Source organism: Enterobacter sp. RHBSTW-00994 (genome assembly GCF_013782625.1).
Lineage (GTDB): Bacteria > Pseudomonadota > Gammaproteobacteria > Enterobacterales > Enterobacteriaceae > Enterobacter.
Map to the genome: position 1 here is coordinate 3,598,786 of NZ_CP056199.1, position 22,744 is coordinate 3,621,529.

Below are 22,744 nucleotides of genomic sequence, written 5' to 3' on the forward strand. Positions count from 1 at the left end.
TTTTATTAGGGATATGACATGAGAAAAAGAATGCCTCGCTGGTGGCTCTCGTGCTACCTGATCTCTGTACCCGCACTCGCCACCAATACGGCGGCCGTCATTAATGCCGAACAATTAAGCGCAGAACAGGAATTGCCTTCCCTCGAAGGGCGCGTTGCCTTGCCCGTCAGCAAAACAGCGCCGGGTGTGCTGATGCTGAATGATGCCGTGACGCGCGCAGTGAACTGGCATCCGGCAATCGGTGAAGCGGTAGGTAAACTTTATGAACAATCTGAACAGGTAGATGTCGCCAAATCCAAATATTATCCGCAAGTTAACGCAGGCATGGATAACGGCTATACCCATGACGGCAGTGATGCCGGTTTCACGCCTTCCGTCGTGTTATCTGTCTCACAAATGCTGTACGACTTCGGCAAAGTGGCAAGCCAGGTGCGCGCCGAAAACGCTGGCGTCGCGCAACAACAGGCGAATGTGCTGGTCAGCATTGATACCATTGCGCACGATACCGCTACCGCGATGGTGCAGGTTCAAACCTGGCAACAGATGGTTGATACAGCGCGCGAGCAACTCGATGCCCTCTCCTCCATCGGCAAGCTGGCGCGCCAGCGTAACGATGAAGGGGCCAGCTCCCTCTCCGACGTCGTCCAAACCGATGCGCGTATCGAAGGTGCGCGCGCCCAACTGATGCAGTATCAGGCCAATCTTGATAGCACACGGGCCACACTGATGAGCAACCTCGGCTGGAAGACACTCAATACTGTCAGCAATGATTTTCCGGACAACATGAAACGTAGCTGTGACGTCGCCGAACCGGACGATCGGCTCGTACCGGCGGTCCTGTCCGCATGGGCACAGGCCAATGTGGCACAGGCCAATCTGGATTACGCCAACGCGCAGATGACACCGACCGTCTCACTCGAACCCGAAGTGCGCCATTATCTGAAGGACAACTACCCTGGACATGATTCGCTGGATCGCACCCAGTACTCAGCCTGGGTAAAGGTGCAAATGCCCATCTACCAGGGGGGCGGACTGACGGCGCGTCGTAACGCTGCCGGACATGCCGTTGAGGCCGCCCAGTCCACCATCCAGCGTACGCGGCTCGAGGTGCGGCAAAAACTGCTGGAATCCCGCAGCCAGGTGATGAGCTTACTGAGCACCTTGCAGATCCAGTCCCGGCAGGAAGCGCTCAGCATCCGTACCCGCGAACTCTATCAGCAACAATATCTGGATCTCGGCTCACGTCCACTTCTCGACGTCCTGAACGCCGAACAGGAAGTCTATCAGGCGCGATTCACGCAACAGCAAACCGTCGGGCAGATCCACCAGCTTCAGCTCAACTGTCTGTATAACACCGGCCGCATACGTCACGCATTCAGTCTTGATAATCGCACCATTCAATCGGTGGAGATCCAGCCATGAAGCAAACCGACATTCCACATGATGATCGCATTGCGGATCAGGCGCTGGAGCAGTGGGCACTGGCGTTTGGTTACGTTGCCGGGCGCTATCGCGTCGCCTGTTCTCCCGGAGCGCTGGCCGCAAGCGCCCCCTGGTTAAAAGGCAAGCCGATGATCCCGGCCCTCACCCAGTTAGCCCGTGAGGCAGGACTCTCTTTTCAGTTACTGAGCGCCACACAAGCGTCAATCAACAGCTGGCGCTTGCCCGTGGTGGTCGAGCTTAACGAAGGCAAAATTGGTGTTATCGAACATTTTGATGGTGAAGATACACTGGAGGTCTGTTTCGTTGACAGCACACCACAAACCAACCGTCTCTCCCTGACCGCGCTTTTGCCTGCCATTCGTCATGTTGCCGCCCTGCGTCCGCTCGCGGCGTTAAAAGACAGCCGTGTCGATGCCTACATTTCAAAATATCGTCCGGACTGGCTTTACCGGCTGGTCATGCGCGACCTGCGCCCCTACACCTGGGTCATGCTCGCCGCCCTTTTCATCAACGTGTTGTCGCTGGCGGGCATTGTCTTTTCCATGCAGGTTTATGACCGGGTGATCCCCGCGCAGTCCTATCCCACGCTCTATGTGCTGACAATCGGCGTACTGATCGCCACGCTGTTTGGTTTTGTCCTGCGACTGGCTCGCGGCCACATTATGGATTTACTGGGGAAGCGTGCCGATCTTCGTGTCTCGGATCGGGTGTTCGGCCACGCACTGCGGCTGCGAAACAGCGCCGTCCCACGTTCAACAGGCAGCTTTATTTCGCAATTGCGCGAACTGGAGCAGATCCGCGAAATGGTCACCTCATCAACCATTTCCACCATCGTCGACTTACCGTTTTTTTTGTTGTTTGTGCTGGTACTGGCGATCATTGCGCCGCAACTGGCATGGATTGCTCCGGTTGCAGCTGTGCTCATGGTCTTGCCCGGTTTGCTGTTGCAGAAAAAGCTGGCGGCGCTGGCTAAGCAATCGGCCCATGAATCCACCCTGCGTAATGCCGTGCTGGTAGAGAGCGTGCAGGGCCTGGAAGATATCAAGCTGATGCAAGCGGAAAACCGCTTTTTGCAACAGTGGAACAGCTACATTCAGATCACGGCGGAATCTGGCCTGCGTACCCGAGAGCTCAGCCAGGGGCTGATCAACTGGGGGATGACCGTTCAAAGTCTGGTATACGCCGGGGTGATCGTCGTCGGCGCACCAATGGTTATTGAAGGCACGCTAACCACCGGTTCGGTCGTCGCCGCCTCCATGCTGGCTTCGCGCATGATCGCCCCCATGGCCACGTTGTGTGGCGTGCTGGCCCGCTGGCAGCAGGTGAAAGCAGCGAAAGAGGGTCTGGACAGCATCATGCAGCTTCCGACAGAAAACCAGCGAGAAGAGACGCCCATACGCCAGGACGTACTGCGCGGGCACTACCTTTTTGACCAGGCGCAGTTCCGTTATCACCCGGAAGATCCGCGCATGGCGCTGCGTATTAACCGTCTGGAGATCCAGCCGGGAGAAAGCGTTGCGATCCTGGGGCGTAATGGCGCAGGTAAATCCACGCTTCTTCAGGCGATGGCGGGTGGCATGGAGCTGGCAAGCGGTGAACTGCGGCTCGATAACCTGAGCCTGCCGCATCTGGATGTCGCAGACCTGCGGCGCAATGTCGGTTTTATGACCCAGAACGCGCGGCTGTTCTACGGCACATTGCGCGAGAACATCACCCTGGGTTTGCCCCGGGCCACTGATGAAGAGATCTTCACGGTACTGGAGATGTGCGGTGCGGCAAGCTTTGTGCAGAAACTGCCGAAAGGGCTGGACTATCCCATTATGGAAAATGGCGTGGGGTTATCTGGTGGCCAGCGACAATCCATTTTGCTGGCGCGAATGCTTCTGCGCGATCCCAATATCGTCCTGCTTGACGAACCCACAGCGTCACTGGATGAACACACGGAACGCGAATTTATCCAACGGCTCAGCCAGTGGCTTGGCAAGCGCACGCTCGTTGTGGCAACCCATCGCGTACCAGTACTCGAACTGGTGGAGCGCGTGGTCGTGCTTAAAGAAGGCATGCTGGTGATGGATGCGCCAAAAGCGCAGGCGCTCAACAACAGCCGCATGCACCAGCAGGCAAACGGGCGGGAGTGGAAAAATGAAAACCAGTCAGCGTGACACTGCCATCATGGACGACCTGGATAATTCACTGGATTCAGAAAGCGGCTACACCGGTGCGCGCAGCATCGTCATCTGGACATTGCTGCTGTTTATTGTCACGGGCGTCTGGGCGTGGCATGGCATTCTGGATGAAGTCTCCACTGGAACAGGCAAAGTGATCCCAAGCTCGCGGGAGCAAGTTCTGCAATCGCTCGATGGCGGGATCCTTGCAGAACTTAGCGTACACGAAGGTGATCAGGTTCAGGCGGGACAGGTGCTGGCCCGGCTCGATCCGACACGTTCGGAATCTAATGTGGGTGAAAGCGCCGCGCGTTACCGCGCATCGCTGGCCTCCAGCGTCCGCCTGACGGCGGAAGTTAACGATCGTCCTCTGCTCTTCCCGGATACCCTGAAAGCCTGGCCGGACCTTCTCGCAACGGAAACGCATCTCTACAAATCCCGCCGCGCACAACTCGAAGACACTCAGCGAGAGCTGAATTCTGCCCTGGGGTTAGCCAACAAAGAGCTGGCCATCACCGAGCGACTGGTAAAAACGGGCGCAGCCAGTCACGTTGAAGTGCTCCGGCTGCAACGTCAAAAAAGCGATCTGGAGCTGAAGCTCACCGACGTGCGATCCCAGTACTATGTGCAGGCGCGCGAGGCGCTTTCGAAGGCCAACGCCGAAGTCGATATGCTCTCAGCCATTCTTAAAGGACGCGAAGATTCCGTCACCCGTCTGACCGTCCGTTCCCCCGTGCGCGGAATTGTGAAAAACATCAAAGTGACCACCATCGGCGGAGTGATCCCGCCCAATGGTGAACTGATGGAGATTGTACCGGTGGACGACCACCTGCTGATTGAAACCCGCCTGTCGCCACGCGATATCGCCTTTATTCATCCGGGGCAAAATGCGCTGGTGAAAATCACCGCCTACGACTATGCGATTTACGGTGGATTGCACGGCGTGGTCGAGACGATTTCGCCAGACACTATTCAGGACGAAGCGAAACCAGAAGTGTTCTATTACCGGGTCTTTATTCGCACCAGCCAGGATTACCTGATGAATAAAGCCGGGAGACACTTTTCGATAGTACCGGGGATGATTGCGACGGTGGATATCAAAACCGGCGAGAAAACCGTGCTCGACTATATGATTAAACCATTTAACCGAGCGAAAGAGGCGCTGAGGGAGCGATGATGCTCTGGGTAATGCTTATTCGTAAATTGACCGCCGACATAGCCGCTAAACTGGAGAACGTGTTTAATACCATGGGTGAGTGTTGGATTACAAAACGTCAATATCCGGGGCTTGTGGGTACAGCATAAAGACCGTCACAAAGGTTCGGGCGACGCGAAAGCCTGGCAAAACCGGTGTGGCATAATCACAGTCCATGACTTTACGAAATGCGACCTTTTTTCAGGGAGAAACCATGCGTCAACGAACGATTGTCTGTCCAGTTATCCAGAATAACGGGGCTTATCTGCTGTGCAAAATGGCCGATGACCGTGGCGTATTTCCCGGCCAGTGGGCCCTGTCGGGTGGTGGAATGGAGCCAGGTGAAACGATGGAGCAGGCACTACGTCGTGAAATCCGTGAAGAGTTGGGTGAGGCGCTGGTGATTACTGACGTGAAACCCTGGGCGTTTCGCGATGACATTCGGGTGAAAACCTATGCCGATGGCAGCACAGAAGAAATTTATATGATCTACCTGATCTTCGACTGCATCAGCGCCAACCGGGAGATAACCTTCAACGAAGAGTTTCAGGAGATCGCATGGGTTAAGCCAGAGGCACTGCAAACGCTGGATCTCAACGAGGCAACACGGATAACGCTCGCCCAGAAAGGGTTACTGTAATTCAGACTAAAAAGCCGGGGCAAACTCACTCCGGCTCTGTTTCCACGGCTTATTTCGGTTCAACAGACTGCCAAATCTCAATATCCCAGTTTCCGTCCCGACCATCGCACAGATATTTTTCAAAGCAGACACCGCGCGACAAGACATACTCACTCTCTTCAACCGCGGCGTAAAGATCGTTCCAGGCTTTGGCATAAGCTCCGTCGCTGACAACCGCATGCCAGACAGCGTATAAACCTGCGGGCACAGTCTCCTGGCGTAATGTCGTTCCGTCTGTGGATAACACCGTTTGCGGGTCCATCGTCAGGGCCACATCCGCGCGCAGGGCATCAGCGTCGGTTTCTGCTGGATCGTCCCAGTAAAAGACCAGCGCCTCGTCATAAGAGAGGTTTTGCCCTTTCGCCCATGACAGAATATCGCTGAACCCTTTCGGAACCGTTTCATTCCACGGTCCACCCACCCGCAGGCAAACAACCTGTCGGGGCTGTGCATCTTCAAACCGTAAGCTCATAAAGTCCCCTTCGCTACTCTTTTATTGTCCAGGCTCATCACATCCGGAGCCATTCCGCCGCCAGAGTCGGCATGACACAATAGAAGCAGCGCGGACTGACGAACTTTGTTCTTTATCATTATCGTCGCTTTTTCTTCCCTACCATTTTCAGCAGGAGAATCGTGTTACGTTACCCCTCCTGCTGAGGCAGGCCTGTAAGATACGCCCCCACGTAGCGAACAAATTTCCCCATAAATACGCCCGCAAATAGACCGCCGGAGACAATCGCAAATGCGCTCATAGCAGGTTGCAGCAACGTCTCCGGGGAGAGGGAATTCATCACGCCGAGGACATATTTCACCAGAAACGCCAGCATCATAAACGGCAGTGCCGAATAATCCGCCTGTCGGTAAATACTGCGGGGTTGCGGGGCGCGAACCACCCTTGCATGCTTAATCATCACATAGCCTAATGCCGCGCCAGCCAGTATTCCCGCTATCCATAACGCGCTATTCGTGACGTTCAGTTGGCGATACATCAGCAGATCATAAATATCCCAGATAAGAAATATCGCCGGAATAATCGCGAGTTTCTCCAGCGCAACCGTGGCGGGCTTGCGGGCTTTTATGCCACGAGAAATCAGAAAGACGAATAATACCCACACCCAGACGGGCGTGTGAGTAAGGATGCCGATAATAAGCTCGAACATGACGTTCACCTTGGCGGTGTGAAGAGGAAAGTCGATTCGATAAGTATTACGCGCATTACGGCCCTATAGCCATAATGCGCAATACGGTTTAGAGCGAAATTTTCAGACGCCTTACCGCTTCTTTCAGTTCTTCATCCGTTGGTGTCACAAACGACATCCGCAGCGTCGTGTGATCCGGCTCATTACAGTAGAAGAACTCTCCAGGAACAAATACCACACCATTGCTCAGCGTTTTCTCCAGCCAGCGAGTGGTGTTAATGCCGTTGTTCATTTTAGCCCACAGGAACATCCCCCCCTTAGGCTTATGGAACGACATCACCTCGCCCAGTTCCGCTTCCAGCTCATTAGCGAACGTCTGGTATTTCTGGCGATATGCTTCGCGAATCATCTTAATTTGCCCTGCCAGACGACCGGTTTTCAGGTACTCATATGTCATCAGCTGCGACAAGGTACTGGTGTGTAAATCGGTCGTTTGCTTCAGGTTGACCACTGCCCTTTTCAGCCATTCCGGCACAACCAGCCAGCCGACACGTGTGCCTGGCGCCAGTATTTTGGAAAAGGTTGAGGTATAAACCACATTATCTTCATTACCGATGGCTTTCGCATGGGCGAGTAAAGGGCGGAATACTTCATCGGTATAATTAATTTCGCTGTAGGGGTCGTCTTCAATAATAACGAAGTCATACCTTTTTGATAATTCCACCAGTTGTTTACGACGGATCTCTGAAAGCGTTACGCCACCTGGGTTACCAAATGTCGGGACAATATAAACAGCCTTGATGGTTTTATTCGCCACCAGTCTTTCAAGCTCGTCGACCTTCATCCCATCGCCATCAGTACCGACAGAGACAATATTCGCCTGCGCCAGCCCAAATACCTGCAATGCAGCAAGATACGTTGGCCGTTCGACAACAACGGTATCGCCCGGATTAATGAGTGCGCGAGCCAGCACATCCAGAGATTGTTGAGAACCGGACGTAACAACCACATCATCGGCATGGCAGGTTATTCCACGATCGGCACAAATCTGTTGAATGGCCTCCCGAAGTCCAGGATATCCCTCGGTCAGACCATACTGAAATGCCTCGCCAAAATGCTGAGATAAGACCGCATCTGCGGCTATTTTAAGGCCTTCATGATCGAAAAGCGCCGGGTTTGGTATTCCACCACCCAGCGAAATCACTCCCGCCATTTTACTGTGTTTTAATAATTCACGGATGGCGGATGATTGCAGGCCCTGCGCACTGCTGGCGAGTTTACTCACAGACATTCTCTTGTAACCTTATTTTTTATGGTGTGCCCATCTTTAGTAGCACATGTCTGCAAGTTTGATAATCACTTTTGTCGCCATGACAGGCGACGCCAGGGTTGGCTTTTCTGCGATGTTCAGCGCGTGTTGTTCTGAGATAGCGGACACATTCCCGTCAACGTAATACTTGTCCTATTTCACTCAGGGATATATCGCATTTATTCTTAACTAAACACAAACATTATTCCCGCCCATTCCTGACCTACCAGATTTAAGGATATTCAGGCTCAGAATCCTCTGAGCTTTAGGATTAATCCCCCTTTTATTCCCTCGCTAATATTTAAACAATCTTACACAACTTCACATTGTATCCATTTTCCTTACATCACACGGAAAGTCAGATGATAGCCAGACATAATTTAACGATAATAATATCCACTGCCACGGGTGCGCTTTTAATGTTTTCTGCCCATGCTGCTGAGCCGGATAAACCGGATAATCAATTTATTATTCAGCAGCAACGTCAGAAAGCACTTGAGCAACAGCTGACGCCGCCCGTGCCTGACGTTCGCCTCTCTGAACCGTCTTCCAGTTTTGGCAAAATCGACTTTCCTACGGAAACCCCCTGCTTTGTGATCCAACGTGTCGAACTGAGTGGTCAGGACGCCCTTCCTCACTGGCTGCCATTGCAACGTATTGCTAACCAGGCACAAGGTCGCTGTCTGGGTGGTAAAGGGATCAACCTGCTGATGAGTACAATGCAGAACCGCATTGTCGATCACGGCTGGATCACCACCCGCGTGCTCGCCCCCTCTCAGGATCTGAAAAGTGGCACGTTAAAACTTGCCATCATGCCGGGCAACATTCGCCACGTAAAGCTGACGGAAAAGAGCGACGATTACATTCAGCTTTATAGCGTATTCCCGGCTCATGAGGGAAACCTGCTGGATCTGCGGGACATCGAACAAGGGCTGGAAAACCTGCAACGTCTGCCTACCGTTGAAGCCAATATGGAGATCCTCCCCGGTGAAAAGCCGGGCGAGAGCGACGTGGTAATCACCCGTAAGCAGAAAAAAATGTGGCGTCTTGGTCTGTCGCTGGACGATGCCGGGACCCGAACAACAGGGCGCTATCAGGGTGGCGCGACACTGTCGCTGGATAACCCTTTCTCACTGAGCGATTTGCTCTACGTTTCTGCCAGCCACGACCTGGACGATAAAAAGGGCAAAGGCAGCAAAAACTACACCGCGCACTATTCCGTCCCCTTTGGCTACTGGATGTTTGGCATTACCGCCAGTGATTACGACTATCACCAGACGGTCGCGGGCCTCTACCAGGATTACCGCTACAGCGGCAAAAGTAAAAACCTCAACGCGCAGTTAAGCCGTGTCTTACATCGCAGCGGCACGCAGAAAACCACCTTCACTTACGACGTTATGGCGCGTGAAACCCGTAACTACATCGATGACACCGAAGTGGGCGTTCAGCGCCGTCAGACCGCAGGCTGGCGCGTGGGTCTGGATCACCGTCACTACATTGGCGCCGCCACGCTGGATGCCGGGATCAGCTATCAGCGTGGGACGCGCTGGTTTGGCGCTCAGCCCGCACCGGAAGAGTATACCGGCGACGCCACCGCACTCAGTAAAATCATCCAGCTCAACGCCCAGCTCGACCTGCCGTTTGCCCTGGGTTCGCAAAACTTCCGCTACAACGTGCAGTACCTGCGCCAGATGAGCAACACGCCGCTGACACCGCAGGATCAGTTCTCTATCGGCAACCGCTGGACAGTTCGTGGCTTTGACGGGGAGCGCACCCTTAGCGCCAGCCACGGCTGGTATGTGCGTAACGATCTGGCATGGCGCACGCCGCTGCCTAACCAGGAACTTTATCTCGGCGCGGATTACGGCGAAGTGGGCGGTTACAGCTCGGACTATCTGATTGGTAAACATCTGGCCGGTGGCGTGGCGGGGCTGCGCGGAAGTGCCTTTAACACCGGCTATGACCTGTTCGTCGGAACACCTTTCTCGAAACCGGATGGATTTAGCACCAGCCCGGTCACTCTCGGCTTTAACCTCAACTGGAGCTGGTAATGCGCGTCGGAAATCTGGATATCAAAGCCCCCCTGATCCTGGGCGGTGAAGAGAGTGAAGCAGAAGTGCTGGGGGCAAGCGTCTGGCTGTGGATGCACTCCCCCATGCACCGTGACGCCCCGCTTCATGCCTTGCCGACCCTGCTGCTCCCCATTATCAAGCGCCGCCAGTATGTGCTGGTTGCCGAAAACGACCAGCCGGTGTTTTTCCTCAGTTGGGCATGGCTCAACGAAGAGTCGGAAGCGCGTTACCTCACCCGCCCGTCGATCGAAATGAAAGAGGAAGACTGGGACAGCGGCGACCGGATCTGGTTCTGCGACTGGATTGCCCCGTTCGGCCACACCGCCGCCATGAGCACGCTGGTCCGCAACGATATCTTTCCCGACCACTGCTGGCGCGCCCTGTATCACCGGGGGGAGGAACGCGGCAAGCGTGTCGTCATGTTCCACGGTAAACACACCAGCCGTGATCAGGCCCAGGAATGGCAACAGAAACACCCGCTCACCGTCAACCTGCCGGAAGCGCTGAAAGGAACGCACCATGAATAAGAACCTGTACCGAATTGTCTTCAACAAAGCGCGCGGCATGCTGATGGTCGTGGCGGATATCGCCCGCTCAGGCCGCGCCGGTTCTTCTCACTCTTCCGGGATCGGGCATACGCACAGCCGCCTTATCAGCAAAGTGAGCGCCATCAGCTTCAGCCTGTGGCTGGCAATGGGCGCAATACAGACAGCGCAGGCCGCCATTGTCGCCGATGCTGGCGCGCCGAAAAACCAGCAGCCAACCGTCATGCAAAGCGCCAACGGCACGCCGCAGGTCAATATTCAGACGCCATCCGGCGCTGGGGTATCACGCAACAACTACACCCAGTTCGATGTGGACCAGAAAGGGGCGATCCTCAACAACTCGCACAAAAATGTGCAGACCAACATCGGCGGCATGGTTGCCGGGAACCCGTGGCTCGCCAGAGGTGAAGCCAAAATCATTCTGAATGAAGTCAGTTCGCGCGATCCGAGCAAGCTGAACGGCATGATCGAAGTGGCAGGCAAAAAAGCACAGGTGGTGATTGCCAACCCGGCAGGCATTACCTGTAGTGGCTGCGGCTTTATTAACGCCAACCGCGCAACGCTGACCACTGGTCAGGCGCAAATGAAAGACGGCAACCTCACCGGGTTTAAAGTCGAACGCGGGGAAGTGGCGATTGAGGGCGCCGGGATGGATACCTCAGGCGCGGACTACACCGACATTATCGCCCGTTCTGTGAAGGTGAATGCCGGGCTGTGGGCCAATGACCTGAAAGTGACCACCGGGCGAAACACCGTTGATGCCGCCCACGACGTTATCGAAAAGGGCAGTGATGATGCCACCACGCGCCCACAGCTGGCGGTGGACGTTTCCAGCCTGGGCGGTATGTACGCCGGTAAAATCCGCATGGTCGGTACGGAACGCGGGGTCGGGGTACGGAATGCCGGCGCAATGGGCGCTCAGGCAGGTAACGTTACCCTCACGGCAGATGGTCGCATCGAGAACAGCGGAACCCTTCGCGCCAGCGACAACGCCACTATCCAGACAACCGGCGAGTTCGTGAATAGCGGCATGCTGACCGCGGGCAACACTACGCAAGTCAACGCGACCAGTCTTACCAGCAGCAAGCAGAGCGTGCTGGCAGCCGGGGTGAAAAGTGACGGTAAACTGGCCGATACAGGCGATTTGCAACTGAACACCAGCGGGCAGCTCAGTGCGCAAGGGCAGACACTGGCGGGGGGGAATCTTACCGCCAGCGCTCAGGGTATTGATATCAGCGGCGGCCAGACACAGGCTAAACGTGTTCTCCTTGATGGCGGCGCGGGAGATGTGAACGCGGCAAGCGCGAAAGTGAATGCCCGCGAGCTGAACATCCGTACTCTTAACGCGATTAACAACAACGACGGTTTGTTGAGTGCCGATCACATCAACCTGAATGCGCAAAAGCTGACAAACCAGAAAGGCAAGCTGATCCAGAGTGGTACGGGAACACTGACCGCCAGACTGGCCGGAACCCTTGATAACCAGCAGGGGCTGATTTCCGCCGCAGCGGGTGATAGCGATATTCAGAGCGAACAAGCCATCAATAACACCCAGGGGCGTATTGAAGCGGCAAAATCGCAGCGCCTCACCGCCGCAGGGCTTAACAACCAGCAAGGCGTCGTTGTGGCCAACAACGCCACAATTGCGCTTGGCAATGGCTTACTGGATAACCAGTCAGGCTCCCTGCTCTCTCAAGGTTCACTCCAGGTTGAAAGTGGCAGGCTGAATAACCAGGCAGGTTTCCTGGCAAGCGACGGCGATTTCAGCCTCAGAAGTGACAGCATTAAGAACAACCGTGGCCAGATTGGTGCGAATCATGCCTTAAGGGCGACCTTCTCTTCGCTGGACAATGCCGATGGCGCAGTAAAATCCGTTGGTGCAATGACGCTCAACGGCAGCGAATTTGATAACAGCAACGGGGTGACGTTCTCCGGGGCAAGCCTCGCGTTTAGCGGAGATTCGCTCAATAACACAACCGGACAACTGGCAGCCGTTGAAGGCGTCTCTCTGGAGGCAGTCCGTCAGACAGTTAACGCCTCCGGGGTGATCCAGGGGAACGGCGTTAACATGACCACGGGCACGCTTGATAACGCCTCCGGTACGCTCAACAGCCTGGGCGCACTGAATCTCTCAACAAATAACCTGAATAACCAGGCCGGCACGCTGGCGGCAACCAGCGCGGCAGACATCTCCGCGACGGAGGTTGATAACCGCAGTGGTGGACGCGTGATTGGCGAGTCCGATGCCACATTGCATACCGATAATCTGCAAAACAGTGGCGGGCAGATCCAGACTGTCGGCAATCTCCTGCTCGACAGCGCCAAAGGCCTGGTGGACAACGTATCCGGGCTGATTCGCAGCGGTAAAAATTTGACCGTCAATGCGCTTGATGTCGTTAACCAGAACACGCTCGGTGACAATCAGGGGCTGGAAGGCCAAAGTATCGCCCTCAATACCGATGCCCTCGATAACCAGAGCGGCAGCATCCTCGCCAGTACATCCCTGGATATCCATAACGGCGGCACACTCAACAACCGTACGGGCGCATTAGCCTCTGCGGGCGCGCTGGATATTCACGGCGATAACCTGGAGGTTATCAACGCGGGCGGTACGGTGAAGGCCGGTGAAAAGCTTAACGTGCAGGCAGATACTCTCGACGGCAGCGGCCAGCTTCTCTCTTTGGGGGATATGACGCTGAACAGTCGCAACAGCGTGACCAACAGTGGAAGCACCATCGCCAACGGCAACCTGAGCCTCACAACGCAAGGCGATATCACCAACAGCGGCAAGCTGATGGCGGGCAGTAAACTGGACGTACAGAGCACCAATCTCACCAACCTTGCCAGCGGTGAAATCAATGCTGGAAGCAATACGCTGAACACAACGGACACGGTGCGAAACTCTGGCCTGATTGACGGGATCCAGACCCGGATCAATGCCAACACGCTAACCAACATCGGAACCGGACGTATTTATGGTGATGTGGTGGGCGTTAACGCCGTCACCTTTAATAACCTCGCGGAAAATGGCACAGCGGCGACCCTCGCCGGGCGCGAACGCGTCGATCTGGGCATCCAGACGCTCAACAATGTCGGCCATGGGCTGATTTACAGTGCGGGTGCGATGCAGATTGGCGGCTTACTGGATGAAAATGGCGCGGCAAGCGGACGCGCAACCGCCCTTAACAACCACAGCTCGACCATTGAATCTGCGGGGGACATGACCATTGCCGCCTCGCAAATCAACAATATCAACGATAACTTCTCCACCGAACTGGTGATGATTTCCCAGGATCCCCTGACCGAATATCAGCACTCCGGCTCGACCAGCCGCTGGAAAGCGGGCGACGATGGCGTATGGGTTGATGGCAATTCCGCCGATGGGTTGCGTAACCTCAATACCCCGGAGCGTACCGGTCACGGGAACGATAATTTTAACCAGTACGACTACACTCGCACTGTCGAAGAGACACGTATCAAAGAGACCGACCCGGCGAAGATCCTCTCTGGCGGCAGCATGACGCTGACGGGCGATCGGCTCTTTAACGATAAGAGCCAGGTCATTGCGGGCGGTACGCTTCAGATCGACAAATTAGGAACCGTGAAGAACGAAGACGTGCCTGGTGAACGCCATACCACCGACAGTGGCAGCGTGACGCACTATTACCGTATTCGTCACAAAGGCGACGACGAGCAAGGACGTAGCACCACGGCTTACACACCGCCAACGGCTATCCAAAGTATTGCCCTGAAGCCTGGCCAGGTGGTGAGCAACGGCAGCGTGTCAGGCAGTAACCTCAGTATTACCCCGCGGGTGTTACAGGGCACTAGCGTGACGATTGACCAGGCCGCTGGCGTGAACGCCAAAGCACAACAAACGGTGAATCCGAACGAGCCGGTCACGCCTCCTGCAGGCCAGCAATTTGAAGTAACCCCGGCAGAAGGTGTGATCCGTATTTTTGGCCCCAACACGGCCTTGCCGGACAGCAGCCTGTTTAAGGTTAACCCGTCATCAGATGTCCCTTATCTGGTAGAGACAGACCCGCGCTTTACTAACGAGCGGCAGTGGCTCGGCAGTGATTACATGCAAAATACCTTTACGACGGACGGCGACGGGACGCTCAAACGTCTTGGCGATGGTTACTATGAGCAGCGACTGGTCCGTGAGCAGGTAATTGGCATTACCGGCCAGCGTTATCTTGATGGCTTCAGTAACGATGAAGATCAGTTTAAATCGTTGATGGATACCGGGATCACCTTTGGCAAGCAGTACAACCTCAAGCTTGGCGTGGCGCTCACACCGGAGCAAATGGCGCTACTGACCGGTGACATTGTCTGGCTTGTGAACACGCAGGTCAAAATGCCGGATGGCTCCATGCAGACCGTCCTCGTTCCACAGGTTTATGCCAAAGTGAAACCTGGTGATATCGACGGTTCCGGCGCGCTGATTGCCGGGAACAACGTATCGATGAAGCTCAGCGGCGATCTGTTCAACAGCGGGACCATTGCCGGACGTAAAGTGCTTCAGCTTGATGCGGACAACATCACCAACCAGTCCGGCACTATTCAGGCGGCAGACGTAAACCTCAATGCCCGAACCGATATTAATAACATTGGGGGCGCAATTGTTGGCGCCAACAGCGTTCTGGCAAACGCCGGTCGCGACATAAACGTCACCACCACCACCACCAGCGCCCGGAGCCAGAACGGTGAAAACAGCTTCGCCCGTACCACCATCGACAGCGTTTCCGGTATTTACGTGCAAGGCGACGATGGCAAGCTGGCTCTGCAGTCCGGCCGTGACATTACGCTCACCGGTGCGCAGGTCATTGCCAGCGGCGAGAACGGCAAAGCACAGCTTGTCGCCGGGCGTGATGTGAATCTGGAAACAGTCACGACCGCGCGCAGCGATAACCTGGTCTGGGATGCCGATAACACGCTGAAACAGAGCAGTGTGGATCATACCGGCAGTACCGTCAGCGGAACCGGCGGCGTAACGGTGTTGGCGGGTAATGATATCAACGCCCATAGCGCCTCGATGACATCTGACGGCGCGCTGGCACTGGGGGCGAAGCACGATGTGAACATTGAAGGCGTACTCAACGACAGCCAACTGGACGAGCGACATAAAGTCGTGGGCGGTAACGGCTGGTTGTCGAAAACCACCACAAAAACCCGCGATACCGTGGATAGACAAACCGTTCAGGGCAGTGAACTGAGCGCCGATTCGGTGAATATCGCCGCCGGAAATAATCTTACCGTCGCAGGCAGTAGCGTGGTGGGAACCGGTAACGTGGCGCTGCGTGCCGGTAATGACCTCACGCTCACCAGCATGGGCGGTCGCAACAATGAAACCCATCTGAAGGAGGAGAAAAAATCTGGTCTTCTCAGCTCAGGCGGCATTGGCTTCACCATCGGTTCACACAAAGAGACGACAGAACAGGCAAGCCAGGCACTGGCAGGCCAAGGCACAATGGTGGGAAGCCTGCAAGGTGACACGGTCCTGATGGCAGGCAATGATTACCGCCAGACGGGCAGTACCGTCGCCTCACCAAATGGTAGCGTCGGTATTCAGGGGAAAAACGTCACCATTGAGGCGGCGGAAAATACTTACGCTTCCCAGTACAAACGCACCGTTGAGCAGAAAGGCTTTACCCTCGCGGTAAATATTCCGGTGGTTCAGGCGTTGCAGAGCGTGATGAATTCAACGCAGAAAGTCGGGCAAAGTAACGATGATCGAATCAACATGCTGGCGGCTGCAAACGCCGCATGGGACAGTGCCCGCGCGGCCAGCACAATGATGAATGCCGCCCAGGGCGTGATGGCGAACGGGGCGCAATCCGTGGCCCAGAACGTCAGCGTGTCGTTAACCTATGGCGAAAGTAAGCAAACACACACCCAGACCAATGACAGTACGACGGCCCTGGCGAGTAAAGTCAATGCCGGGAAACAGGCTGTGGTGGTCGCGACGGGTAGCGACCAATCAGATATCAACATCATCGGTTCAGACGTCAGCGGTAAACAGGGAACCACGCTGTTTGCCGATAACGACATCAACATTGTTGCCGCGCAACAGGAGAGCCACGACCGCAGTACAGATAACTCCAGCGGCTGGAACGCCGGTGTGGCAGTCAGTTACGGTCAGGGCGGGGCATCGTTTGGGATCACGGCTGGCGCAAATAAAGGAAAAGGTTATGGCAATGGCGATGAAGTCTCCTGGCGCAACAGCCACGTTGGGGATATGGAAAGCCAGACCCGCATCATCAGTGGCGGCGATACCACCCTGCGCGGCGGCCAGCTACTGGGCAAAGGTGTCGATATCACGGCCGAAAACCTCAACATCGAAAGTCTGCAAGACACCATGACCTATAAAGGCGAGCAGAAAAGCATGGGCGGCCAGGTCACCGTGGGCTATGGGTTTGCGGCTTCCGGCAACTATAGCCAGTCGAAGGTCAACGCCAATTATGCCTCGGTGCAGGAGCAGTCCGGCGTCTTTGCGGGAAGTGATGGCTACAACATCAATGTAAAAGACAATACTGACCTGATCGGCGGGCTTATCACCTCCAGCGAGAGCGCGGAGTTGGCGGGTAAAAACCAGTTCAGCACCGGCACGCTAAGCTGGCGCGATCTGCACAACAGCGCTGAATTTGAAGGCAACGGCTTCGGGATTGGTGGCTCCATGAGCATGAACACTAATATGGGGCTGGGAAAAAATGCCGCACCACAGAGTAGCAAAACCGTGACCGACGAAAATGGCAAAACACAGTTGGCTGACGGCTATGCGTCGCTGGATAAAAATATCACCTTCGGGATTGGCCACGACAGCGGCAGCGACAGCTCCACTACCCGCAGTGGGATCAACACAGGCAATATCACGATCACCCGGCCGGACGGTCAGCAGCAAGCCGTCGAGGGTGTGAAGACCGATATCACCACCGAAACCGCCGCCGCGAACTCCGGCAAGCTTGCGAATAACTTTGACCGGGGAGATGTGTTCAAAGAGCTGAACCTGCAAGTAAGCGTGACGCGCGATTTCAAAGAGAATGCGAATCGCCAGATTGGCGAACTGATCGATGACAAACAGGCTTTAGCACGAAAAGCGCTCCAGGAGGCCATTGTCTCAGGCGATACCGTAAAACGTGATGCCGCCCTTGAAGAGATCTATAAGCTACAGTACCAGCGCCGCTTACTGCAGACGCTGGTCGGCATCGTTGCCGGATCACCGGAAGCCGCGATCACACAAGGCACGCTGGTCATGGCGGCCACAAAGCTGCGTGAAGAGACAGCGAAGAACTCATTCCTCTTCCCCGGAATCAAAGCCGTTGGAACGGATGAAACGTTGCTGAGCAATGTTTCGGCTGTCAGTGGTGCTTACGATGGCCTGAAACTGGGCGGTGTCAGGGTTGGACTGGATATCATCTGCGGAAAATCTAACACGCGCTGCGTAACGCAAGTCGATGCCAACGGCAAAGATATTACAGATGCTCATGGCGTGCCGCTGCTGGCATATGATGCCCAGGGAAGGGTGAGCTATAAAGGCGATAAAGAAAACCCTACCCTGAAGGATATTTTGGGCAGCAAAGATGCCAAAGGTCTGTACGGTTATACCGGTGGGTTGCAGGGGGCTGGGGGACTGTTCGGGGATATCAGCTATAAACCGGGCACGCTGAAAGGTGATTTCTTCGATACAACGGTCGAAAGTTTTGCCGGAACGCATGATTTCATTGGCGGCCAGTTACCGGGCTTTTATGATGATGTAGGCAATACCTCCCGCAGACGTAGCGACTTTACGAACACAGCGGCAGAAGTCTGGACCTATGCTGCGATTCCGCAAGCTGCGCCTTTTGCATTAAGCGAAGTTGTCTCTCCGGAATTGCTGCAATTTATTTTTGCCACTCACTAAAAAGGACATGACACAATGAAAACGCTGAGCGTAATAGCCTGTACCTTTATATTATCGGGCTGTGTGGTCGCCGATATGGATTCATCCAATTACGATTACGTTCCATGGATCCAGGTATTCCAGAAACCTCAGGCCTCGGGCCTGACAAACGTGTCACAGCGTAAAGCTGATCTGTACGCCTGCGGCGTTAACCCGCACGCGGATCTTGATAACGGCTCCTGGAGCCTGAATGGAAAAATGGCACAAGAAACCGAGGAACAATTCAACACCAGACGAGACAATATACTCAGTTGCATGGAAGAGAAAGGCTATAAAGTGTATGGTTTTTCTGAGTGTGGTCCGCGAAAAGCACCAACCGGATTATGTCCTAACTGAGATGCTAAATAAGAGCTTGCTGTTTTTATGTTGCCTGCTGACAGGGTGCGTTGTCGCCGATATGGATTCGTCGAACTACAAATACGTTCCCTGGATTCAGCTTTTCCAAAAAGTGGATGCCACCGGCTGGACCAATATCCGCCAACGTAAGGAAGATCTGTATGATTGTGGCGTGAGTCGCAGTGAAAACCTCGATGATAAAAATTGGGGATTAAATAACCAGCGTGATGATCAAACGCTACAGCAACAATCGCAATGGATGCAGCACATTTTCACCTGTATGAAAAATAAGGGTTACAACGTTTACGGTTTTGATGCATGTGGTCCCCTCAAAAAACCGACTGGACTTTGCCCTAATTAAAACCGCCTCCTCCCCTACCAATATAGGGGAGGAAAATACCAGGAACAATCTGACCTTTAGGATTATTCCCCATTTCATCATCTATCAAAAAAAACAACAATTTAACCGCTTCATTTGCCATGGAATATCCATGACATCTTTGCTGGATATATTCAGCATGATCACTATAAAAATGGCTATAAGGATGACGGAAATGAATAAAATATCTCTGGCGGTATTGATCGCAGCGAGTCTGGCAAGCGGCGCTGCTCTGGCGGATAACCAGACTGTTTCAGTTGGCTATGCGCAGAGCAAAGTTGAAGACTTTAAAAATATTCGCGGCGTTAACGTTCAGTACCGCTACGAGTGGGATTCGCCCTGGAGCGCGGTCGGTTCATTCACCTATATGAGCGGCGATCACGATGAGAATTATTATGTGGATTCCGACTCGGTGAAAAACCATGTCGAAGCAAAATACTATTCTTTGCTGGTTGGCCCGGCATACCGTATTAACGAATATGTTTCTCTGTATGCATTAGGCGGTGTTGCTCGCACCAAAGCGGACGGCGATACCAAATGGGTGAACTCAGGCGATGGCTATACTCAGAAAGACAGTATTTCTGAGAAAGCGACCTCGTTCGCATATGGTGCTGGCGTGCAATTCAACCCAATTCCAGACCTGGCGATTAATGTCGGCTACGAAGGAACGCATGCCGATCTGGATGGCGGTCGCGCAATTAATGGCTTTAACGTCGGCGTGGGCTACCGTTTCTGATGGTATTCCTCTCCCTGCCAGGGAGAGGAATTTATGACGTATGTTTTAAGAGATGGGCAATAAATTGCGTCAACTTCGGCAACGGGCGTAGATCTTGTCGCCACAGCAGATGTACCGGCCTTGGCGCCGGAGTGTAACGCTCCAGCACGCGTACCAGACGACCGTTCTTCAGCTCTTCCGCCACCAGCACTTCAGGTTGTAGCAGCAAACCCGCTCCGGCAATGGCTGCCGTTCTTAAACCATAACCATCGTTACACCGTAAAATAGCGTCACGTTTCCAGCGCACCTCCCCTTCTGTTCCGGGCAATCGCCATTCGTTGCGTGCCGTCCAGACCGTATGCGACAGGCACAGGTGATCCACCAGCTCGGCTGGCGTTTGTGGTGTGCCGTGACGCATTAAATAATCAGGCGAGGCGCAAATCACCATCCGATACGGGCAAAGGTATTTCGCCACCAGATCGTCCTGATGAATATCACCAATACGGATCGCCAGGTCGACACCTTCATCAACCAGATCCACCCGCCGGTTGGTCAGATCCAGCTCAACCCTTACCTCAGGAAAAGACTGCAAAAAGGTGGCGGTGAGCGGGGCAACAACACAGCCGCCAAAAGAGGTTGGCGCACTCACACGAAGCGTGCCCGCAGGTGTCGCGCGGAGCCGTTCCACGGCGCTTTCTGCAACGGCAACCTGCTCCAGTACACGCTTTGCCTCTTCAAAATAGACCCGTCCTGCATCCGTCAGGCTTTGGCGACGGGTATTGCGTTCGAGCAAACGTGTACCAAGCTGCGATTCCAGCAGAGCGATATATTTCCCCACCATCACCGCAGAGATTTCAAGCCGTGACGCTGCACCAGTGAAACTGCCGCTTTCGACGACGGCAATAAACGTCTCCATGCCGCGTAACTTATCCATATTACAAACTCCTGGTTAGCAATCTTCTAACTTTAGGCCAGTTTATCTGACTTTTTATTTATTAAAGAATGAAGGCTCACAACATAAGGAGTCTGCTATGAAAATCGTCATTATTGGGGCCAGCGGTACAGTCGGTCGGGCGGTAACGGAAACGTTGAGCCGTCATCATGAAGTGATCCGCGTGGGTCGTACACAGGGCGATCATCGGGTCGATATTACATCTCAGGAAAGCGTGCTGGCCCTGTTCGACAAAATTGGCAAGGTGGATGCAATTGTTTCGGCAAGTGGTGGTCTGTTCTTCGGCCCGCTCGCCACCATGAAAGACAGCGATTTCAACCAGGGCTTGCAGGATAAACTGCTGGGGCAGGTGCGCCTGGCACTGACCGGACAGCACTACCTGAACGAAGGCGGCTCCATCACCCTGATAAGCGGTATCGTGGCCCATGAACCTATTGCCCAGGGCGTGAATGCCACAACGGTGAATGCTGCGCTCGAAGGGTTTGTACGGGCTGCCGCCTGTGAATTGCCCGGAGGGATCCGTATCAACCTGATAAGCCCAACGGTACTCACCGAATCCGCCGAAGCGTATGACGGCTTCTTCCCCGGTTTTGAAAGTGTACCCGCCTCAGCAGTGGCCCAGGCCTATCGCCGGAGCGTGGAAGGCGTGCAAACCGGGCGGGTGTATAAGGTCGGTTACTGAGCTAACTTAGTCGCGGGTTTGCACCCAGAAGGCGTGGATAAGGCCGGGGATATAGCCCAGTAATGTCAGAAGGATGTTCAGGATAAATGCCCAGCCAAATCCTTTACCGAGCAACACGCCAAGCGGCGGCAAAATAATGGTAAAAACGATACGCCAAAAACCCATAAATACTCCGTGCAAGCTAACCAATTGATTGTAAAAAAGAGAACCATCTCTAAGCGTAGTCAGTTTAGCTGGCTGCGCCATTTCCCCTTCGCCTTTTTACCCTCTTTTACGCTTTTGACACTGGCTTAATACACCCCCTTAGTTTAGCATCACCTTAATTAAGTAAATGCTAAAATAAAATGAACGAACTTGATCAGCTCCAGGCCAGTGCAGAACAGGCCGCAACCCTTCTGAAAGCGATGAGCAACCCGAAACGGTTGCTGATCCTGTGCATGCTGTGCGGTACGCCGGGAACCTCAGCTGGCGATCTGGCACGCGCCACAGGCTTAAGCGCCTCCGCCACGTCCCAGCATCTGGCGAAGATGCGAGATGAAGGGCTTATTGACAGCAGACGTGATGCACAACGCATCCTTTATTTCATCAAAAGCGATGCGGTGAACCAGATAATCAGCACCCTCAAAACCCTTTATTGTCCCTAAGGAGATGTCATGTCACTTCCCGTCATCAGTCCGCAGCAGGCAAAAGTGCTCATCTCTGAAGGTGCAGCGCTTATTGATATCCGTGATACCGATGAATATGCGCGAGAACATATACCCGCTGCGCATTCCGTTCCTCTGGGAACACTGCCTGCCGGGCTGTCGGCTCAGTCAGGCGAAACAGTGATCTTTCACTGCCAGTCTGGCGCTCGCACGTCAGGAAATGCCGCGCTACTGTCCCAGGCAGCCTCCCCGGCGCAGGGATATATCCTGGAAGGCGGTATTCAGGGCTGGAAGCAGGCTGGATTGTTGACCGCAGAAGACCGATCCCAGCCATTGCCGATCATGCGCCAGGTGCAAATTGCCGCCGGGTTGTTAATTTTGTGCGGCGTGGTGCTGGGCTACAGTATTTCAGAGGCTTTTTTCTTACTGAGCGCATTTGTCGGGGCCGGCCTACTCTTTGCCGGTGTAACCGGTTTTTGCGGGATGGCACGCTTGCTTAATGTCATGCCGTGGAACCGGCGTACCCCTTAAGCAGCACGTGGGTTTA

General features: G+C 54.5%; 19 protein-coding genes. 13 read left to right on the plus strand and 6 right to left on the minus strand.

What is annotated here, in order from left to right:
• Nucleotides 1-18 precede the first annotated feature (18 nt).
• The 4 genes from HV346_RS17180 to nudI all read left to right on the plus strand — a co-directional run bounded on the left by HV346_RS17180 (nt 19) and on the right by nudI (nt 5,443).
• Nucleotides 19-1,422, plus strand: a complete 1,404-nt coding sequence (locus HV346_RS17180; RefSeq protein WP_181620464.1) for a TolC family outer membrane protein — start codon at nt 19-21, stop codon at nt 1,420-1,422.
• On the plus strand, nt 1,419-3,605 hold the full coding sequence (locus tag HV346_RS17185; protein WP_181620465.1) for a type I secretion system permease/ATPase: 2,187 nt from the start codon (nt 1,419-1,421) through the stop codon (nt 3,603-3,605). Before HV346_RS17180 ends, HV346_RS17185 begins: the two co-directional genes overlap by 4 nt.
• Nucleotides 3,606-3,615: 10 nt before the next feature.
• Nucleotides 3,616-4,785 carry an HlyD family type I secretion periplasmic adaptor subunit gene (locus HV346_RS17190; RefSeq protein ID WP_181623820.1) on the plus strand — a complete coding sequence of 390 codons (1,170 nt, stop codon included), beginning with the start codon at nt 3,616-3,618 and terminating at the stop codon, nt 4,783-4,785.
• A gap of 232 nt (nt 4,786-5,017) precedes the next feature.
• Nucleotides 5,018-5,443, plus strand: a complete 426-nt coding sequence (gene nudI / locus HV346_RS17195) for a nucleoside triphosphatase NudI (protein ID WP_181620466.1) — start codon at nt 5,018-5,020, stop codon at nt 5,441-5,443.
• A gap of 49 nt (nt 5,444-5,492) precedes the next feature.
• Here nudI and HV346_RS17200 read toward each other — a convergent pair whose 3' ends face one another.
• The 3 genes from HV346_RS17200 to HV346_RS17210 all read right to left on the minus strand — a co-directional run bounded on the left by HV346_RS17200 (nt 5,493) and on the right by HV346_RS17210 (nt 7,912).
• Nucleotides 5,493-5,954: a GyrI-like domain-containing protein gene (locus HV346_RS17200; protein WP_181620467.1), complete on the minus strand. Its 462-nt coding sequence runs from the start codon at nt 5,952-5,954 to the stop codon at nt 5,493-5,495.
• A 169-nt stretch (nt 5,955-6,123) separates the two neighbouring features.
• Nucleotides 6,124-6,642: a DUF6622 family protein gene (locus HV346_RS17205; protein WP_181620468.1), complete on the minus strand. Its 519-nt coding sequence runs from the start codon at nt 6,640-6,642 to the stop codon at nt 6,124-6,126.
• An 88-nt stretch (nt 6,643-6,730) separates the two neighbouring features.
• Entirely contained in the window at nt 6,731-7,912 is a 1,182-nt protein-coding gene (locus HV346_RS17210) for a PLP-dependent aminotransferase family protein (protein WP_181620469.1), read from the minus strand.
• Nucleotides 7,913-8,349: 437 nt separating this feature from the next.
• Here HV346_RS17210 and HV346_RS17215 point away from each other — a divergent pair, with 437 nt between their 5' ends.
• From HV346_RS17215 to HV346_RS17235, 5 genes are read left to right on the plus strand one after another with little or no spacing between them, the layout of a single operon-like run.
• Nucleotides 8,350-9,981 carry a ShlB/FhaC/HecB family hemolysin secretion/activation protein gene (locus tag HV346_RS17215; RefSeq protein WP_181620470.1) on the plus strand — a complete coding sequence of 544 codons (1,632 nt, stop codon included), beginning with the start codon at nt 8,350-8,352 and terminating at the stop codon, nt 9,979-9,981.
• On the plus strand, nt 9,981-10,529 hold the full coding sequence (locus HV346_RS17220) for a toxin-activating lysine-acyltransferase (protein ID WP_181620471.1): 549 nt from the start codon (nt 9,981-9,983) through the stop codon (nt 10,527-10,529). Before HV346_RS17215 ends, HV346_RS17220 begins: the two co-directional genes overlap by 1 nt.
• The gene (locus HV346_RS17225; RefSeq protein ID WP_181620472.1) at nt 10,522-18,450 is read left to right on the plus strand and encodes a hemagglutinin repeat-containing protein; all 7,929 of its coding nucleotides are present in this window, start codon (nt 10,522-10,524) and stop codon (nt 18,448-18,450) included. The genes HV346_RS17220 and HV346_RS17225 overlap by 8 nt, the downstream gene beginning before the upstream one ends.
• A gap of 15 nt (nt 18,451-18,465) precedes the next feature.
• Complete coding sequence (locus tag HV346_RS17230) at nt 18,466-18,825, plus strand: hypothetical protein (RefSeq protein WP_181620473.1); 360 nt, start codon at nt 18,466-18,468, stop codon at nt 18,823-18,825.
• Nucleotides 18,785-19,186: a hypothetical protein gene (locus tag HV346_RS17235; RefSeq protein WP_249415107.1), complete on the plus strand. Its 402-nt coding sequence runs from the start codon at nt 18,785-18,787 to the stop codon at nt 19,184-19,186. Before HV346_RS17230 ends, HV346_RS17235 begins: the two co-directional genes overlap by 41 nt.
• Here HV346_RS17235 and HV346_RS23510 read toward each other — a convergent pair.
• Nucleotides 19,179-19,307: a hypothetical protein gene (locus tag HV346_RS23510; RefSeq protein ID WP_255547693.1), complete on the minus strand. Its 129-nt coding sequence runs from the start codon at nt 19,305-19,307 to the stop codon at nt 19,179-19,181. The two genes, HV346_RS17235 and HV346_RS23510, sit on opposite strands and share 8 nt — an antisense overlap.
• 72 nt (nt 19,308-19,379) lie before the next feature.
• Between HV346_RS23510 and HV346_RS17240 the strand changes: the two genes are divergently transcribed.
• Entirely contained in the window at nt 19,380-19,940 is a 561-nt protein-coding gene (locus HV346_RS17240; protein WP_181620474.1) for an Ail/Lom family outer membrane beta-barrel protein, read from the plus strand.
• A gap of 31 nt (nt 19,941-19,971) precedes the next feature.
• Here HV346_RS17240 and HV346_RS17245 read toward each other — a convergent pair whose 3' ends face one another.
• Nucleotides 19,972-20,853: a LysR family transcriptional regulator gene (locus HV346_RS17245; RefSeq protein WP_181620475.1), complete on the minus strand. Its 882-nt coding sequence runs from the start codon at nt 20,851-20,853 to the stop codon at nt 19,972-19,974.
• Between the two features lie 97 nt (nt 20,854-20,950).
• Here HV346_RS17245 and HV346_RS17250 point away from each other — a divergent pair, with 97 nt between their 5' ends.
• Nucleotides 20,951-21,553, plus strand: a complete 603-nt coding sequence (locus tag HV346_RS17250; RefSeq protein WP_181620476.1) for a short chain dehydrogenase — start codon at nt 20,951-20,953, stop codon at nt 21,551-21,553.
• 6 nt (nt 21,554-21,559) lie between these two features.
• On the opposite strand, the gene HV346_RS17255 is transcribed toward HV346_RS17250, so the two are convergent.
• Nucleotides 21,560-21,718: a YqaE/Pmp3 family membrane protein gene (locus tag HV346_RS17255; RefSeq protein ID WP_181620477.1), complete on the minus strand. Its 159-nt coding sequence runs from the start codon at nt 21,716-21,718 to the stop codon at nt 21,560-21,562.
• Between the two features lie 179 nt (nt 21,719-21,897).
• Between HV346_RS17255 and HV346_RS17260 the strand changes: the two genes are divergently transcribed.
• Nucleotides 21,898-22,197, plus strand: coding sequence for a metalloregulator ArsR/SmtB family transcription factor (locus HV346_RS17260; protein WP_181620478.1), 300 nt, complete (start codon nt 21,898-21,900; stop codon nt 22,195-22,197).
• Between the two features lie 9 nt (nt 22,198-22,206).
• On the plus strand, nt 22,207-22,728 hold the full coding sequence (locus HV346_RS17265) for a rhodanese family protein (RefSeq protein ID WP_181620479.1): 522 nt from the start codon (nt 22,207-22,209) through the stop codon (nt 22,726-22,728).
• Nucleotides 22,729-22,744: the final 16 nt, after the last annotated feature.